This window comes from Bordetella muralis, from assembly GCF_965139205.1.
GTDB classification, from domain to species: domain Bacteria; phylum Pseudomonadota; class Gammaproteobacteria; order Burkholderiales; family Burkholderiaceae_B; genus Bordetella_A; species Bordetella_A muralis.
Genome location: NZ_CBCSIU010000007.1, coordinates 155,732 through 171,181, shown reverse-complemented (window position 1 = coordinate 171,181; position 15,450 = coordinate 155,732). Strand labels below are relative to the sequence as shown.

The following is a 15,450-nucleotide window of genomic DNA, read 5'->3' as shown; positions in this document are numbered from 1 at the left end:
CTTTGGTCTTGACCGGCCTCATTGGCCGGTAAATCGAGCCTTGCGTTTTTCTTTCCAGGCCAGGGCGCCTTCGGCGATGTCACGAGACCGCTCTGAGCGCAACACGGCAGCTTCAATTTCGGACACCGCCACATTTCCGCGCGCAATCAGGTTCAAATGCCGCTTTATTCCCAACAGCGCCAACGGCGCCATCCCGGTCAGTTGCTCTGTCAGTGCTTGCAGCCGACTGTCCAACTGATCGGCAGGCACCATCTCTGTCAGCATGCCCATGTGCAGCATTTCTTCGGCCGTAATTTTCTCGGCCGTCAGAAACAAGCGCTTGGCATGATTCAGCCCGAGGCGGGTGACGTAACGCACCATGCCTCCCGCATAAAAATGCAGCCCCAGCTTTGCCGCAGGCATGAACATATTGGCCTCGCGCGTACCCAGCCGGAAATCGCAGGCGAGGCAAAGATCGGTCCCCCCGCCATAGACACCGCCCTGTACAACCGCAATCGTTACCGGTCGCGCGGCTTCGATCAGATCAATCGTTTCCCCGAAATACAGGGAGCTGGGCGCGCTGTCAGCACCCAGCGAGGAAATGTCGTAGCCGCTGCAGAAATACTTGCCCTCGGCCACAAAACGCAGCACCAGGACATGCTCATCGCTGTTCACGGTATCGAGGTGCTGACGCAACACAGCCAGATCTTGCGGACTCAGCCGGTTGGCAAACGCAGGTTTGGAAAACCGTATCGTCGCCACGGCTCCCTGCACCGTCAATTGAGGCGCATCGATGGGCGTGCTCATACACTCACCATCATCGGGTTTGCCTGGTACGCCACTTTTTGCTCGAGCAAGCGGTCGATCTCTTCGGCCGCCAAACCGAACGCCTCGAAAACATCACGCGTGTGCTGGCCAAACACTGGCGGAGCTTGCAAGGCAGCCTCGTCAGAAGACCCAGCGCTGAGATCCAATGGCAAACCTACCTGCCGCAATTCACCCAACAATGGATGCTGCAAAGCCTTGACCAGGCCACACGCCTGCACCTGAGGATCGGCAAAGACATCTTCCAACGTATTGATCGGACCCGCCGGAATACCGTTTTCGATCATGAGCGGTGTCCACTCCATGCGGGTCCTACGCGTCAAGGCGGTTTCCAGTTCCTGCTTTAATTCATGCCTGTGCTGCATGCGATCCGCGTTGGAAAGAAAACGAGGATCAGAGACCAGGTGCTCCATCTCCAGAATGTTGCACAGCTTGACCCACATCGCTTGCGTTGCCGGGGCTAAATTGAGCGGCCCGTCTGCCGTTTCAAAGGTGCCATAGGGAGCAATGACGGGATGAACGTTCCCGCAAGGCTGCGGCACCTCCCCCACGCTCAGATAACGTTGACCTTGCACACTCAGCAGCGCCATCAGCCCGGCCAGCAGCGAGGTTTCCACATGTTGACCGCGGCCGGTGCGGCTGCGCTGCACGACTGCGGACAGAATGCCGATTACCAGCCATAGGCCAGCGGTCAAATCCCCAATGGCAGTCCCCACCCGCGTGGGGCCCGATTCCGCGGTGCCGGTCAAGCTCATGAAGCCCGAATAGCCCTGAGCAATCTGATCGAATCCTGCCCAATCTTTGGCTGGGCCGCGACTGCCGAACCCGGAAATCGACGCCATGATCAACGCGGGATTTTCTGCCGCCAACTCGTCATAGCCCAGCCCCATGCGCTGCATCGTTCCGACTTTGAAATTCTCGACCACGATGTCGCACTGCAGAGCCAGCTTGCGTACCAGCGCCAGACCTTCAGGATGCCGGAAATCGATTCCTATCCCTTTTTTACTGCGGTTGGCACTGAGATAATAAACGCTTATATCGCCGTCAAATGGCCCCCATTGCCGTACCATATCCCCATCGGGCGCTGGCTCAACCTTGATGACCTCGGCACCCAAGTCCCCGAGTATCATCGTGCTGAAGGGCCCCGACAGGGCTCGCGTCAAATCCAGCACTTTCACTCCAGCCAACGGCAGGCTCATGACATGTCTCCTTGTTGTATGGAGCTCATTCTAGGCAGGAGCAGTCAGGTGAAAAAATACGATTTAACGATCAATCCATAAGATAAACTTATTTCAATGAATCTGCGGCAACTGAAGTATTTCGTGCGGGTAGTCGAGATGCGCAACATGACTCGTGCGGCTGAAAGCCTGCACGTCGCGCAGCCTGCACTAAGCCAGCAGATGGCCCTGCTGGAGGAGGCGGTTGGCGTGTCCCTGCTGACCAGAGGAGTACGCGGCGTACAGCCTACGGCAGAAGGCCTGCTGCTATATCGGCACGCACAGACCATATTGCGGCAGGTCGACGCCACGCGCAGCCTGCTGGCTCGCGCTGCCGATCAGATTACGGGAACGGTCTCGATTGGCCTGGCCTCCAGCACGGCACGGATGTTATCGCTGCCCCTGATGCAGAGGGTCAAAGCCGAATTGCCGTCGGTGGTACTAGAGATCGTGGACCTCCCGAGTGCGGACCTGACCAAACTCGTACTGCAAGGCCGTGTCGATTTTTCACTATCGCCGGATCAACAGCCTATGCAGGGCTTGCAGCACACGCCGTTGTTATTGGAAGACTTGTTCCTGCTCACCCATGCCGCACAGGAATTGCCGCCGCGCCGGCTGGCCATTGCCGACTTCCATCACATGCCTTTGATCCTGCCGAGCCTGCCGAATACGCTCAGGGCGCGCGTCGATCATGCCTTTCTGACGGCGCGGCTCACCTGCAATCTGTTTGCAGAAGCCAGTACCTCTGCCATCCTTATCCCGGCAGTTCGCGAGGGCATCGCAGCCACCATCCTGCCCTACTCTGCCGCGCACTCCGATATTGCGCTCGGCATCATCAGCGCACATGCTCTGGATATGGGACAACCTAGAGAACTCGTGCTGTGCGCAAGTGACAGCATGCCCCCCACGCCGGCCGTAGAGCGCGTCATTGAGCTATGCAAAGACGAAATCAAGCGATTGATTTCCGCTCGGGTATGGCGCGGCTGCGAGGCCTTGTATTGACGGGGCTTTTTTATCTTGGGGCGGCCCGGCGAAGAAGAAGCCCCCACGCTGCGCCTTCGGCTTGCTGCCCCCAAAGGGGGCTTTTTTATCTTGGGGCGGCCCGGCGATAAAAAAACAAACGGGCGTGCAGAAACTGGAAACCCAGCCCTGCACGCCCGTTCGGCGCACTGTGGCGATGCTATTTACAGCGCATTAGCCAACTCGGGGACAACCGTGAACAAGTCACCGACCAGGCCGTAATCGGCCACGCCGAAAATCGGCGCTTCGGGGTCTTTGTTGATGGCCACGATGACCTTGGAGTCCTTCATGCCAGCCAAATGCTGGATGGCGCCCGAGATACCGACGGCCACGTACAACTGCGGCGCCACGATCTTGCCGGTCTGGCCGACCTGCCAGTCGTTGGGCGCGTAGCCGGCATCAACGGCGGCACGCGAGGCGCCCAGCGCGGCGCCGAGCTTGTCGGCGAGCGGATCGAGGATCTTGAAGTTTTCAGCGCTGCCCAGACCGCGGCCACCGGAGACGACCACGCGTGCGCCGGCCAGCTCAGGACGGTCGCTCTTGGCGACTTCGCGGCCCACGAACGAGGACTTGCCCGAATCGGCAACGGCTTCGATCGTTTCCACGGCGGCCGAACCACCGGTGGCGGCGACCGCGTCGAAACCGGTCGTACGGACGGTGATGACCTTCACGGCGTCGCTCGATTGCACGGTGGCGATGGCGTTACCGGCGTAGATCGGGCGTTGGAAGGTATCGGCAGACTCGACACCGATAATGTCGGAGACCTGTGCCACGTCGAGCTTTGCAGCTACGCGCGGGGCAACGTTCTTGCCCGAGGCGGTGGCCGGGAACAAGATGTGGCTGTAGTTCGAAGCCACGGCCAGGACTTGGGCAGCCAGGTTTTCCGCCAGGCCGTCGGCCAGTTGCGGAGCATCAGCCAGCAGGACTTTAGCCACGCCAGCGGCCTGTGCAGCTTGATCAGCAACGGCTTTCGCATTGCTGCCAGCGACCAGCACGTGCACATCACCACCCACCTTGGCGGCGGCAGCAATGGTATTCAAGGTAGCGCCCTTCAGTTGGGCGTTGTCGTGTTCGGCAATAACCAGCGTCGTCATCTTAGAGCACCTTCGCTTCGTTCTTGAGTTTGTCGACCAATGCAGCCACGTCGGCCACCTTGATGCCGGCCTTGCGGGCGGGCGGCTCGGTGACTTTCAAGGTCTTCAGGCGAGGCGCCGCATCTACACCCAGATCCTCGGGGGTGACGGTGTCCAGCTGTTTCTTCTTGGCCTTCATGATGTTGGGCAGCGTGACGTAACGCGGCTCGTTCAGGCGCAGATCGGTCGTGATGATGGCCGGCAGCGAGAGCTTGACCGTTTCCAGGCCGCCGTCGACTTCGCGGGTCACCGTGACGCTGTCGCCTGCGACTTCGACCTTGCTGGCGAAGGTGGCTTGCGGCCAGTCCAGCAGAGCAGCCAGCATCTGGCCAGTCTGGTTGGCATCGTCGTCAATGGCTTGCTTGCCCAGGATGACCAGTTGCGGTTGCTCTTTTTCGACCAGACCCTTGAGCAGCTTGGCCACGGCCAGCGGCTGGAGTTCAGCGTCGGTCTGCACCAGGATGCCGCGGTCGGCGCCGATGGCCATGGCCGTGCGCAGGGTTTCCTGGCATTGCGCAACGCCGCAAGAAACGGCGATCACCTCGGTGGCGCCGCCTTTTTCCTTCAGGCGCGTGGCTTCTTCGACGGCGATTTCGTCAAAGGGGTTCATGGACATCTTCACGTTCGCGATATCCACGCCCGTTTGATCCGATTTCACGCGCACCTTGACGTTATAGTCAACAACGCGCTTTACAGGTACCAGCACCTTCATCCAGCAGCCTCCTAAGCTTAAGAATAATAGACCGGCTCTCGCCGGTCCCGCATTGCACAATTCATTGATTCTACAACTTTGTGAGAGCCCGCAGATGGGCGACCACGCTGCGCGCCAAAGCGGACAAGTTGTAACCGCCCTCCAGCATGCTGACGATGCGGCCTTGCGCGTGACGATCGGCCATTTGCATGATCTGCTCGGTCATCCAACTGTAATCGGCCTCGACCAGCGCCATCTGGCCCATATCGTCCTCGCGGTGGGCATCAAACCCCGCGGAGACCAAAATCAACTCTGGCGCATGTGCCTCCAGGCGAGGCAACCAAATGTCCTGCACCAACTCACGTATGGCCGCGCCCCCAGTATAGGCAGGAACCGGAACATTGACCATATTGGCGGCGGTGCTCTCGGCGCCGCTGTGAGGGAAAAACGGGTGCTGGAAAAAACTGCACATCAACACCCGTTCATCACCCGCAAACATCTCTTCAGTGCCGTTACCGTGATGGACGTCGAAATCGATAATCGCCAGGCGCTGTACTCCGTACGCGTGAATGGCGTGCTGCGCAGCAATCGCGATATTGTTCAAAAAACAAAAACCCATAGCCACATCTGGACGGGCATGATGACCCGGTGGACGCACCGAACAAAAAGCATTGACCGCCTGGCCTTGCATCACCGCATCCACCGCCGCAACCCCTGCCCCCGCGGCATGCAATGCTGCTTCGTAGGTATACGGGTTCATCAAGGTGTCGGGATCGATAGCGCTGTAACCCTCGGTGGGTGAGCGTGCCTGCAAGCCTTCGAGATGCGCCTTGGAATGCACGCGCAGAATCGCCTCGCGCGTCGCCGCAGGGGCTTGCTGCTCCAGCAGAAATGGTGCCAATCCGCTGACCAATAACTGGTCGGCAATAGCATCCAGCCTCTCTGGACTTTCGGGGTGCCAACTGCCCATTTCATGCAGTTTGCACAGCGGATGGGTAAGATACATGGTCTCCATAAGGAAGATTATGTTCATCTGTCGGCGGTTCGTGCAAATCGGCACGGTATTCCTGGTATTGGCGGGTTGTGCAAACACCGCGCCTTCGGGCTCATCCCAGGCCCAAACTCCCCCTAAGGCACCAGCTGGCGTCACGCCTATCCGCATAGGCCCCGCCCAGCCGACGGGCGAGCCCCCTGCGGCGCTCACCGCCAAAGGAACGCTGCGGCCCGAAGTCAAAGCCTTTGCAGAACGCTTGGCAGCCGAACGTAATTTACCCCTGGAACCTATCGAGCAGGCCTTGACCGAAGCTCGCTACAACGCGACGGTGGCACGCTTGATCGCCCCCTCTCCGCCTGGACGAAAAATATGGCGCAGCTGGAATACCTATCGCGCCCGTTTTGTCGAGCCCAAACGTATCAAGTGGGGCGTGGAGTTCTGGCAGGAAAACCAGGCACTGCTGAATCAGGCGGCGCAGCGCTATGGCGTACCCGCCTCGATCATCGTATCCATCATCGGCGTGGAAACGCTGTACAGCCGCAACATGGGCAGCTTCAGTGTCCTGGATGCGCTCACCACACTGGCCTTTGATTACCCAGATCCGAACAAGCCCGAACGGGCCGAGATGTTCCGTGGGCAGCTGGCTGATTTCATTACCTTGTCGCTGCAGGACAAGCTCGATATGAATGCCAAAGGCTCGTACGCCGGGGCGATAGGTATGCCGCAATTCATGCCTGGCAGCATCATGCGTTACGCCGTCGATGGCGATGGCGATGGCCATATCAGGCTGAACAGCAGCGTGAACGACGCGGTCATGTCTGTCGGCAACTTCCTGGTCGAGCACGGATGGTTGCGCGGACTGCCGGTTTTTGCCCCCGTGTTGTTACCGGCGGACCCGTCCGCCCTGGCCACAGGCGGGCTCACACCTACGCAAACCTGGCGCAGCTTGCAAGCCGCCGGCGCCCGTGTGACGGCAGGCGCCAGTACGGAAAGCTGGCAGGATCGCCCCCTCGGCGTCGTAGACCTGGTCGAAGAGGCCCGCGGCACGGTGCAGTACCGGACAGCAACGCCCAACTTTTTTGCCCTGACCCAGTACAACCGCAGCTATTTCTATGCCACGGCCGTTGCCGACCTCGCGGCTGAGCTGGAAACGCGCATGGGGCGCTGAGACACGGCGACGGCACACGCGTGCCCGCCTCGATAGCCGGAAGAAAACAGGAGGGCGATAAGAAGCCCTCCTATACCGCGCTTGTGGCTCCTTGCGCCCAGATTCTCACCTTGGGACGGCCGCCGGGAAAGGCGCACTCAGGCGGATTTTTCGTTAAATACGCCAGTAGACAGATACCGGTCGCCGCGGTCACAGACGATGAACACAATGGTGGCATTCTCGACGCGCTCGGACACGCGTAACGCCGCCACCAAAGCGCCTGCCGACGAAATACCACCGAAAATGCCTTCTTCGGCGGCCAACCGGCGCGCCATGATTTCGGCCTCGGACTGCTCGATGGACTCGTAGGCATCGACCAGACTGCGATCGAAAATCGCGGGCATGTAGGCCTCGGGCCATTTACGGATACCCGGGATTTGCGAACCCTCTGCAGGCTGTGCGCCTACGACTTGCACATTGGGATTCTGGGACTTCAGGTAGGTCGAGACACCCATGATGGTGCCAGTGGTACCCATTGCGCTGACGAAATGCGTCACGCGCCCTTCGGTCTGGGTCCAGATTTCAGGGCCTGTGCCTTCGATGTGAGCACGCGGGTTATCAGGATTGGCGAACTGGTCCAGGACCTTGCCTTTGCCCTCGTCTTGCATGGACATGGCCAGGTCGCGGGCATACTCCATGCCACCCTTGCTCGCAGGGGTCAAAATCAGCTCGGCACCGTAGGCGGCCATGGCCGCTCGACGCTCCACCGATAGATTGTCCGGCATGATCAATACCATGCGATAGCCGCGCATGGCCGCTGTCATTGCCAACGCGATGCCCGTATTGCCGCTGGTGGCCTCGATCAGCGTATCGCCCGGCTTGATTTCACCGCGCTCTTCGGCGCGCAAAATCATGGAAAGCGCCGGGCGGTCTTTGACCGAGCCCGCGGGATTATTGCCTTCCAGTTTGGCCAGGACGACGTTGCCCCGTGACTGAGCCGCCGCGCTGGGGATACGCTGCAAACAGACCAGCGGCGTATTGCCGACGGTTTGTGCGATTGTGGGATATGAGAAAGTAGCCATGCAATCGATCATACCGCCGGATCCCTGACTGCGGGGATAAAGCCGAGACGGCGCCAGGGACACCCTATGGCGCGATAGGCGTCGCCTGGGGCAGCGAGGGCGCAAACTGAGGCATCGCAATCGAGTTGGGGCTGAGCACAGTCACACCTGCGCCCACGGTCAACCCAGCGGCGCGCAAGCGCCCCAGGCGTTTGCGCCCGATACCGCGTACGCGATCAGACAGGTCCTCTAGCGACTCGAACAGGCCGGCGCGCTCGCGCTCTTGTACGATGATTTTGGCAGTACGCGGGCCCACGCCGTTGATCGCCTCGAGTTGCTCGATAGTGGCCACGTTCGCGTCCAGAGCGTGGGCAGGCATCGCAATCAGCGCCAACCCGCTCGCGACTGCAACACGGCCGAGCACACGCACCCAACGCCGCCGCACGATCGGCAGACTGTCGGCAGCGGAGCGAGAGCGCTCCGACCATAGCCGTCGCACGGGACGACGCAGAACAGAATAAGGCAGGGGTTCCGTGGGCGCAGCAACGGGGACAGGCAAAAAGGGATTCAAGATCAGGCTCCGTATCAAACGGCAGGACGAACCGTCCGCCAGCCCACTCATGATGCCCATTGCACGCCCCGCCGAATCGGAGAGTGAATGAAAAAATCACCCTCGGAAACTACGTACGAGCAGTGGCTACGCCTGACGCGCGCGCCAATACTTCACGTATTCGGCCACACCCGTTTGCACATCCCGCATCGGTGCCGTAAAGCCGGCGGCGCGCAGTTGCGTCGCATCCGCGCGCGTATAGCTTTGATAACGGCCTTTGAGATCGTCGGGGAACGGGATATAGCGCAGCAGCCCCTGTTCGACCAGTTTTTCCAGTGGCAAAGGTGCCTCTCCGCGCTCGGCGCGCAGGGCATTGACGACCGAAGCCGCCACGTCATTGAACGGCTGTGCGCGCCCTGTTCCGCAGTTAAAGATCCCCGACGTTTCCGGATGATCCAGAAAATGCAGATTGACCGCGACGACATCGTCCACCGAGATGAAATCACGGCTCTGGCCACCGTCTTCGTAACCATCCCAGCCCGCGAACAAACGGACGTGCCCCTCGGCCAGGAATTGATTCATGTTGTGAAAAGCCACCGACGCCATACGGCCTTTGTGCTGTTCATGCGGACCGTAGACGTTGAAATAACGCAGGCCCACGACCTGCGCAGTCAACGAATGCATGCGCGTGCGCAGCACTTGGTCGAACAACAGCTTTGAATAACCGTAAACGTTCAACGGCCGTTCGTTGGCGGGATCCTCGACGTATACCGATGAACCGCCATAAACCGCCGCGGAGGACGCATACAGGAACGGCACGCGTTGAGCCTGACAATACTCAAAGAGCTCCAGCGTCACCCGGTAGTTGTTATCCATCATGTACCGCCCGTTGCGCTCGGTAGTATCCGAGCACGCCCCTTGGTGCAAGACGGCCTGCAAGGGCGGCAATGAGCCTGCGAGTACGCGACGGCGAAACTCGTCTTTATCCAGATAGTCTGCAATCTGCAGGTCCACCAGATTCAGAAATTTGTCGCCTTCGGTCAGATCATCGACCGCGATAATGTCCGTAATACCGCGCCGATTCAGGCCACGTACGAGATTGTTGCCGATGAAACCGGCGGCGCCTGTAACGACGATCATGAGGATGCTCCTGCGAGTTCTGCGGCGGTGACGACGGACGTACCCAATTTGCCGACGACAATGCCGCCGGCACGGTTGGCCCACGCCATGGCTTGTTCCCAGGGCTGGCCAATCGCGCGCATCGCCGCCAAGGTCGCCAGCACGGTATCGCCTGCGCCAGACACGTCGAACACCTCGTGTGCCTGGGCGTCGACATGCTCGCGGCCTGCCGCGGTAAAAAGTGTCATGCCCTGCTCGGAACGCGTCACCAGCAAGGCTTCCAGATCAAGATCTTCGCGCAATCGCTGCGCGCGTTCGGTCAGTTGCGACTCGGTGGTCCAGCGACCTACCGCCTGCTGCATTTCGGCCCGGTTGGGCGTGACCAGCGTCGCACCACGATAACGCGTGTAATCGTCCCCCTTGGGATCAACCAACACGGGAACACCAGCCCCACGCGCCAATGCAATCAGCGCCTCGACCCGATCGAGTGCGCCTTTGGCGTAGTCCGACAAGACCAGCACATCATGTTGCGCGAGATGACGCGCCACACGCGCGTCCAAGTCATCCAGCGTCGCATGCGCAGGATGCTGCTCGAAGTCAACGCGCAGCAATTGCTGCTGGCGTCCCAGGACCCGCATCTTGAGCGTCGTCGGATTTTCCGCGTCGGCCGCCAGATCGGCATTGATGCCCGCCTGTGTCGACAGGTTGGTAATGCTGTCGCCGGCCTCGTCTTTTCCAACGATGCCCACCAAGGTTGCCTGCCCGCCCAGCGCGACCACGTTGCGCGCCACGTTAGCGGCGCCGCCTAGACGGTCTTCGCGCCGAGCAACCCGCACCACAGGAACCGGAGCCTCAGGAGAAATGCGATCGACTTCGCCAAACCAGTATCGGTCCAGCATGACGTCGCCCACGACCAGCACACGGCTGCGCGTCATCGCTTCGGTGGGAAATGCGTTCATTCAAGTTCTTCCAAACGCCGTGGTGCATAGGTCTCCCACCCATTGCACCCCGGACACTGCCAATAATAGCGCCGCGCCTGAAAGCCGCAAGTGCGGCAGGCGTAGCGATCCAGCCGCTGGGTATGTTTGTGGATCAGGCTGCGCAACAGACTCAGATCCGCGCCGCGCACAGGCCCTTGTTCCTGGTCCTGCTGGCTGCCGTCGGTGCTGCTGAGCTCCGCCTCCAGCAAGCGATCCAGCCCCAATAGCGAAGGATGGTGCCGCAGCGCGCCCCGGGCAAAGGCCCAGGCAGGCGCAGCCCCCTGCTGGACACGCAACTCGCGAAAGACCACGTTGAACAGATCCAGCGAGGCATAACGCGCATACTGTTTTTGCAGTACGTCCAGCCCCTCGGCCACCTGCCCGGCATTGCGGTAATTGGCCAGCAGTTGCTCGGCGACTTGACCGGCAAACTCGGGCGCGTCGGCCAGAATGGATTCCAGATACATGCGCTCGCGCTTGAGGTCGCCCTCGAGCTGGGCCAGCCGGGCACGCAACATGGCGGTGCGGACCTTGGCTGCCTTGCTGGCGGATTCGCCCTGCCCGGCTTGCTTGGCAGCGTGATCCGCCGCGTCCAGGGCGGTGTGCGCCGCGTCGGCGTCAAAGGGCTTGGCCGCCAATGCCATTTGGGCCTGCTCGCAGTAATAATGCACGATCTGCGGGACGGGCTCGTCGACCAGGCCCTGCAACGTCTTGACCGCCTCGATCGCCCTCGGCCAATCGTGCTCGGACTCGTAGATGCGAATCAGCGACCGCAGTGCAGGCAATGCATAACGCGTGTCTTTCAGTTGTTCGAAGGCGCTTTCCGCACGGTCCAGCATGCCGGCCTTGAGAAAATCATGAGCCAACTCGTGCTGAGCGTGCTCGCGCTCGGCCTCGGGCAAATCGGAACGGCTCAGCAGGCTCTGGTGCACACGAATGGCACGCTCCATCTCGCCTCGGCGACGAAACAGGCTGCCCAGGGCAAAGTGCAACTCGGTCGTTTCGGGATCGAGCTTGGCCACCTCGACAAAGGCGTCAATGGCGCGATCAGGCTGCTCGTTGAGCAGGAAATTCAGGCCCTTGAAATAGGAATCCGGCAGGGTTCGCGTTTCGCGCAGCATCTGCCGAAAATCGAAACGCGCTGCCAACCACCCCAGCGCAAACAGCACTGGCACAAAAATTAACCACCAAGGTTCGAAGTCCACGCGGCGAGCTCTGTAGCAGGATAGAGAAAAGGACGCTGCTTACAGCGGCGACATCGGGGCAATCGCCTCGGGTGCGATTTCGGGCGTCGTCCCATTGGCCGCGGCCTGCAGACGTTCGAGCTCGCGACGCAAGCGCAATGCCTCACGGCGACGACGCATCGCCGCCGGCACGGTCAGCAACAGGCCAAACACGGTGCCCACGACAAAGGTCACCAGCATCACGACGATAAGCGGCACATCCTGCACCACATAGTCGGCATAGAAATTTACCGCAACCGGCCCGGTGTTCTTCAGCGCGAACATCAGCACCGCAATAAAGACGAGCAATCGCAGTGCCCAGATAAGGTAACGCATGGCGCATGCTCCAGAAAATTCAAGACTTCAATTGTAAGCGGAAGCGGGCTCATTCCGTGCAATCCCGAGGAAACACCGGGCCAGCGCAAATTTCCTCGCTCCGCGACGGCAGGCAGGGCACGGCCCAATCCTGAAACGCTCAGTAAGCCCTCCTAGAATGCCAAAGCCCCTTGAATGCCGCAAGACATTCAAGGGGCTCGGTATATCTATCGGGACAGCCTGGCACATGACATGGCTGCGCACCTGACCACACTACATGACGTGCATGCCAAGCAATGTAGGCATAGGATCGTCCGAAATACCCTCGGACGATGATGCGTCTGCATTGTCAGTCACTTGATCAACCCGCTCGCGCAATTCCTTGCCGGCTTTGAAGTGCGGTACCTGTTTACCAGGCACCAGCACCTGCTCGCCGGACTTGGGATTGCGTCCGATGCGGGGTGAGCGCTGCGACAACGAAAAGCTGCCAAATCCACGGATCTCGATACGTTGGCCCGAGGCGAGCGCCTGAGCCATTGCGTCGAGCATGGTCTTGACCGCGTAATCGGTGTCGCGGGCGGCCAGCTGGGGATAGCGGGCCGCCAATGCGGCGATCAGCTCCGACTTGGTCACTATTAGCCGTCGTTACGCTGTTGATCCAGCTTGGCCTTGAGCAACGCGCCCAGGTTGGTCGTACCCGAGGAAGCGCTGGCTTCGGACATACGATGCAGGGTATCGGCCGTCTCGGCGTTGTCGCGAGCCTTGATCGACAATTGGATCGAACGCGTCTTGCGATCGACGTTGACGATCATGGCTTCGACGTTCTGGCCTTCCTTGAGCACGGTGGTCGCGTCTTCGACACGGCCAACCGAGATTTCGGAAGCACGCAGGTAGCCTTCGACGTCGACCGACAGGGTCACGACAGCACCCTTGGGCTCGACCGACTTGACCACGCCAGGCACCACAGCGCCCTTGTCGTAGGTAGCAACGAAGTTGTTGAAGGGGTCGCCTTCCAACTGCTTGATACCCAGCGAGATGCGTTCCTTGTCGGTGTCGATACCCAGAACGACGGCTTCGAGTTCGTCGCCCTTCTTGAAGTTGCGAACGGCTTCTTCGCCGGTCTCGGCCCACGACAGGTCGGACAGGTGAACCAGGCCATCGATACCGCCGGGCAGACCCACGAACACGCCGAAGTCGGTGATCGACTTGATGGCGCCGCGGACCTTGTCACCACGCTTGAAGTTGGTGGCGAACTCTTCCCACGGGTTTTGACGGCATTGCTTCATGCCCAGGGAGATACGACGACGGTCTTCGTCGATTTCCAGGACCATGACTTCGACTTCTTCGCCCAGGGTCACGACCTTGCGCGGATCGACGTTCTTGTTGGTCCAGTCCATTTCGGAGACGTGCACCAGACCTTCGATGCCGGCTTCGACTTCGACGAACGCACCGTAGTCGGTCAGGTTGGTCACCTTGCCGAACAGACGGGTGCCCTGCGGGTAACGACGGGCCAGGCCCACCCACGGGTCTTCGCCCAGTTGCTTGACGCCCAGCGAGACGCGGCTCTTTTCCTGGTCGAACTTGAGGACCTTGGCTTCGACTTCCTGGCCCACTTGCAGGACCTCGGAGGGGTGACGCACGCGGCGCCATGCCATGTCGGTGATGTGCAACAGGCCGTCGATGCCGCCCAGGTCAACGAACGCACCGTAGTCGGTGATGTTCTTGACCACGCCCTTGACCACTGCGCCTTCGTGCAGGGTTTCGAGCAGTTTCTGGCGCTCTTCGCCCATGCTGGCTTCCAGCACTTGGCGGCGCGACAACACGACGTTGTTACGCTTGCGATCGAGCTTGATGACTTTGAATTCGAGGGTCTTGCCTTCGTACGGGGTGGTGTCCTTGACGGGACGCAGATCAACCAGCGAGCCGGGCAAGAATGCACGGATGCCGTTGGTCATGACGGTCAGGCCGCCCTTGACCTTGCCGGTGATGGTGCCGGTGACCAATTCGCCGTTTTCGAGGGCTTGTTCCAATTGCAGCCAGGCCGACAGGCGCTTGGCGCGGTCACGCGACAGAATGGTGTCGCCGTAGCCGTTTTCCAGGGAATCGATAGCCACCGAGACGAAATCGCCAGGTTGCACTTCGAGCTCGCCCTGGTCGTTCAGGAACTCTTCCAGGGGGATCAGCGCTTCGGACTTCAGGCCGGCATTGACGACGACGAAGTTGTGATCAACGCGCACGACTTCAGCGCTGATGACTTCGCCGGACTTCATGTCCTGGCTTTTGAGGCTTTCTGCGAAGAGGTCGGCAAAGCTTTCGCTGCCGGTGGCGGGAGTGGAAACGGAAGACATTGAGTTGAAATCCATTGGGCCAAAATGGCCATTAAAAACACACCGAAGCGGATTGCCCGCAACAGTGGAGTGAATGAACCCGGCAGAGCCCATATGCCCCAGGCAAATGCCTGTCAGCTACGAGCCGCCACCAGGGACGGAAAACGAAAAACGGTTAAACCTGCTGCCAAAAACCGAGCACTGCCTGCACAGTCTGCTCGATCGTCAACGCTGACGAATCCAGCACATGTGCATCAGCGGCCGGTACGAGAGGCGCTACGCTGCGCTGCATGTCTCGCGCATCGCGTTCGCGCATATCGCGCAGAAGGTCGTCAAGATTAGCAGAAATTCCCTTTTCGATCAACTGCTTACAACGCCTTTGCGCACGAGCCTCGACGTCGGCCACCAGAAATACCTTCAGGGCTGCATCCGGAAACACCACGGTGCCCATATCCCGGCCATCGGCCACCAGGCCGGGGGCCACGCGAAACGCGCGCTGGCGCTCGAGCAAAGCCTGCCGCACAGCAGGATAGGCCGCGACACGCGAGGCGAAATTGCCGACCTGCTCCTGGCGGATGGCCTCGCTCGCATCAGTACCCTCGAGCAGGATCCGGTCGCCCTCAAAGCAGACGTCCAGCCCCCGCGCTACCTCCGCCACGCTCGCTTCGTCCTCGGCAAGCAGACCGCGATTCAAGGCCGCCAACGCCGTCAGGCGATACAACGCCCCACTATCCAATATCGCCCACCCCAGCGCGCTCGCCACGCGATGCGCGATAGTTCCCTTGCCTGAGGCGGTGGGCCCGTCAATGGCAATCACGGGGGCCCGCGCGGTGAATTCCGTGGCAGGCATGCCAGAGTCTGTCGTCATG

The 15,450-nt window shown here is 60.5% G+C and carries 16 protein-coding genes; 2 read left to right on the top strand and 14 right to left on the bottom strand.

The annotated features are described in order from the left end of the window. Positions 1 to 18: 18 nt before the first annotated feature. Both ACNA0I_RS12825 and ACNA0I_RS12820 read right to left on the bottom strand, forming a co-directional pair. On the bottom strand, positions 19 to 786 hold the full coding sequence (locus ACNA0I_RS12825) for an enoyl-CoA hydratase/isomerase family protein (RefSeq protein ID WP_415806387.1): 768 nt from the start codon (positions 784 to 786) through the stop codon (positions 19 to 21). After that, positions 783 to 2,003: a CaiB/BaiF CoA transferase family protein gene (locus ACNA0I_RS12820; RefSeq protein WP_415806386.1), complete on the bottom strand. Its 1,221-nt coding sequence runs from the start codon at positions 2,001 to 2,003 to the stop codon at positions 783 to 785. The genes ACNA0I_RS12825 and ACNA0I_RS12820 overlap by 4 nt, the downstream gene beginning before the upstream one ends. A gap of 96 nt (positions 2,004 to 2,099) precedes the next feature. Between ACNA0I_RS12820 and ACNA0I_RS12815 the strand changes: the two genes are divergently transcribed. After that, complete coding sequence (locus tag ACNA0I_RS12815) at positions 2,100 to 3,023, top strand: LysR substrate-binding domain-containing protein (protein WP_415806385.1); 924 nt, start codon at positions 2,100 to 2,102, stop codon at positions 3,021 to 3,023. Positions 3,024 to 3,205: 182 nt separating this feature from the next. Here ACNA0I_RS12815 and ACNA0I_RS12810 read toward each other — a convergent pair whose 3' ends face one another. The 3 genes from ACNA0I_RS12810 to ACNA0I_RS12800 form a co-directional block, all read right to left on the bottom strand. Then, positions 3,206 to 4,135 (bottom strand): electron transfer flavoprotein subunit alpha/FixB family protein, encoded by a 930-nt coding sequence (locus tag ACNA0I_RS12810; protein WP_415806384.1) that lies wholly within the window; start codon positions 4,133 to 4,135, stop codon positions 3,206 to 3,208. Position 4,136: 1 nt separating this feature from the next. Further along, the gene (locus ACNA0I_RS12805; RefSeq protein WP_415806383.1) at positions 4,137 to 4,886 is read right to left on the bottom strand and encodes an electron transfer flavoprotein subunit beta/FixA family protein; all 750 of its coding nucleotides are present in this window, start codon (positions 4,884 to 4,886) and stop codon (positions 4,137 to 4,139) included. A gap of 70 nt (positions 4,887 to 4,956) precedes the next feature. Beyond that, positions 4,957 to 5,880 carry a histone deacetylase family protein gene (locus ACNA0I_RS12800; RefSeq protein ID WP_415806457.1) on the bottom strand — a complete coding sequence of 308 codons (924 nt, stop codon included), beginning with the start codon at positions 5,878 to 5,880 and terminating at the stop codon, positions 4,957 to 4,959. Between the two features lie 10 nt (positions 5,881 to 5,890). Here ACNA0I_RS12800 and mltB point away from each other — a divergent pair, with 10 nt between their 5' ends. Further along, positions 5,891 to 7,027 (top strand): lytic murein transglycosylase B, encoded by a 1,137-nt coding sequence (gene mltB / locus ACNA0I_RS12795; RefSeq protein ID WP_415806382.1) that lies wholly within the window; start codon positions 5,891 to 5,893, stop codon positions 7,025 to 7,027. A 137-nt stretch (positions 7,028 to 7,164) separates the two neighbouring features. Here the strand turns inward: mltB and cysM are convergent, their stop codons facing one another. The 9 genes from cysM to cmk all read right to left on the bottom strand — a co-directional run bounded on the left by cysM (position 7,165) and on the right by cmk (position 15,449). After that, complete coding sequence (gene cysM / locus ACNA0I_RS12790; RefSeq protein ID WP_415806381.1) at positions 7,165 to 8,088, bottom strand: cysteine synthase CysM; 924 nt, start codon at positions 8,086 to 8,088, stop codon at positions 7,165 to 7,167. A gap of 64 nt (positions 8,089 to 8,152) precedes the next feature. Further along, positions 8,153 to 8,638, bottom strand: a complete 486-nt coding sequence (locus tag ACNA0I_RS12785; RefSeq protein WP_415806380.1) for a ComEA family DNA-binding protein — start codon at positions 8,636 to 8,638, stop codon at positions 8,153 to 8,155. 126 nt (positions 8,639 to 8,764) lie between these two features. Then, entirely contained in the window at positions 8,765 to 9,757 is a 993-nt protein-coding gene (gene rfaD, locus ACNA0I_RS12780; protein WP_415806379.1) for an ADP-glyceromanno-heptose 6-epimerase, read from the bottom strand. Continuing rightward, positions 9,754 to 10,695, bottom strand: a complete 942-nt coding sequence (gene rfaE1 / locus ACNA0I_RS12775; protein WP_415806378.1) for a D-glycero-beta-D-manno-heptose-7-phosphate kinase — start codon at positions 10,693 to 10,695, stop codon at positions 9,754 to 9,756. The genes rfaD and rfaE1 overlap by 4 nt, the downstream gene beginning before the upstream one ends. Then, entirely contained in the window at positions 10,692 to 11,921 is a 1,230-nt protein-coding gene (gene lapB, locus ACNA0I_RS12770) for a lipopolysaccharide assembly protein LapB (protein ID WP_415806377.1), read from the bottom strand. The genes rfaE1 and lapB overlap by 4 nt, the downstream gene beginning before the upstream one ends. Positions 11,922 to 11,960: 39 nt before the next feature. Next, positions 11,961 to 12,275, bottom strand: coding sequence for a LapA family protein (locus ACNA0I_RS12765; protein WP_094820405.1), 315 nt, complete (start codon positions 12,273 to 12,275; stop codon positions 11,961 to 11,963). A gap of 252 nt (positions 12,276 to 12,527) precedes the next feature. Further along, positions 12,528 to 12,887 (bottom strand): integration host factor subunit beta, encoded by a 360-nt coding sequence (locus ACNA0I_RS12760; protein ID WP_094820404.1) that lies wholly within the window; start codon positions 12,885 to 12,887, stop codon positions 12,528 to 12,530. 2 nt (positions 12,888 to 12,889) lie between these two features. Continuing rightward, a complete protein-coding gene (gene rpsA / locus ACNA0I_RS12755; RefSeq protein ID WP_415806376.1) occupies positions 12,890 to 14,602 on the bottom strand; it encodes a 30S ribosomal protein S1 in 1,713 nt (570 codons plus the stop codon). 154 nt (positions 14,603 to 14,756) lie between these two features. Next, entirely contained in the window at positions 14,757 to 15,449 is a 693-nt protein-coding gene (gene cmk / locus ACNA0I_RS12750; protein ID WP_415806375.1) for a (d)CMP kinase, read from the bottom strand. Position 15,450 lies beyond the last annotated feature (1 nt).

What these genes read in the sequence shown, in the direction of transcription:
- cysM (WP_415806381.1), bottom strand. Translation starts at nt 8,088, where the DNA reads ATGGCTACTTTCTCATATCCCACAATCGCACAAACCGTCGGCAATACG.
- ACNA0I_RS12815 (WP_415806385.1), top strand. Translation starts at nt 2,100, where the DNA reads ATGAATCTGCGGCAACTGAAGTATTTCGTGCGGGTAGTCGAGATGCGC.
- ACNA0I_RS12800 (WP_415806457.1), bottom strand. Translation starts at nt 5,880, where the DNA reads ATGGAGACCATGTATCTTACCCATCCGCTGTGCAAACTGCATGAAATG.
- mltB (WP_415806382.1), top strand. Translation starts at nt 5,891, where the DNA reads ATGTTCATCTGTCGGCGGTTCGTGCAAATCGGCACGGTATTCCTGGTA.
- cmk (WP_415806375.1), bottom strand. Translation starts at nt 15,449, where the DNA reads ATGACGACAGACTCTGGCATGCCTGCCACGGAATTCACCGCGCGGGCC.
- ACNA0I_RS12810 (WP_415806384.1), bottom strand. Translation starts at nt 4,135, where the DNA reads ATGACGACGCTGGTTATTGCCGAACACGACAACGCCCAACTGAAGGGC.
- rfaE1 (WP_415806378.1), bottom strand. Translation starts at nt 10,695, where the DNA reads ATGAACGCATTTCCCACCGAAGCGATGACGCGCAGCCGTGTGCTGGTC.
- rfaD (WP_415806379.1), bottom strand. Translation starts at nt 9,757, where the DNA reads ATGATCGTCGTTACAGGCGCCGCCGGTTTCATCGGCAACAATCTCGTA.
- ACNA0I_RS12825 (WP_415806387.1), bottom strand. Translation starts at nt 786, where the DNA reads ATGAGCACGCCCATCGATGCGCCTCAATTGACGGTGCAGGGAGCCGTG.
- ACNA0I_RS12765 (WP_094820405.1), bottom strand. Translation starts at nt 12,275, where the DNA reads ATGCGTTACCTTATCTGGGCACTGCGATTGCTCGTCTTTATTGCGGTG.
- ACNA0I_RS12805 (WP_415806383.1), bottom strand. Translation starts at nt 4,886, where the DNA reads ATGAAGGTGCTGGTACCTGTAAAGCGCGTTGTTGACTATAACGTCAAG.
- rpsA (WP_415806376.1), bottom strand. Translation starts at nt 14,602, where the DNA reads ATGTCTTCCGTTTCCACTCCCGCCACCGGCAGCGAAAGCTTTGCCGAC.
- ACNA0I_RS12820 (WP_415806386.1), bottom strand. Translation starts at nt 2,003, where the DNA reads ATGAGCCTGCCGTTGGCTGGAGTGAAAGTGCTGGATTTGACGCGAGCC.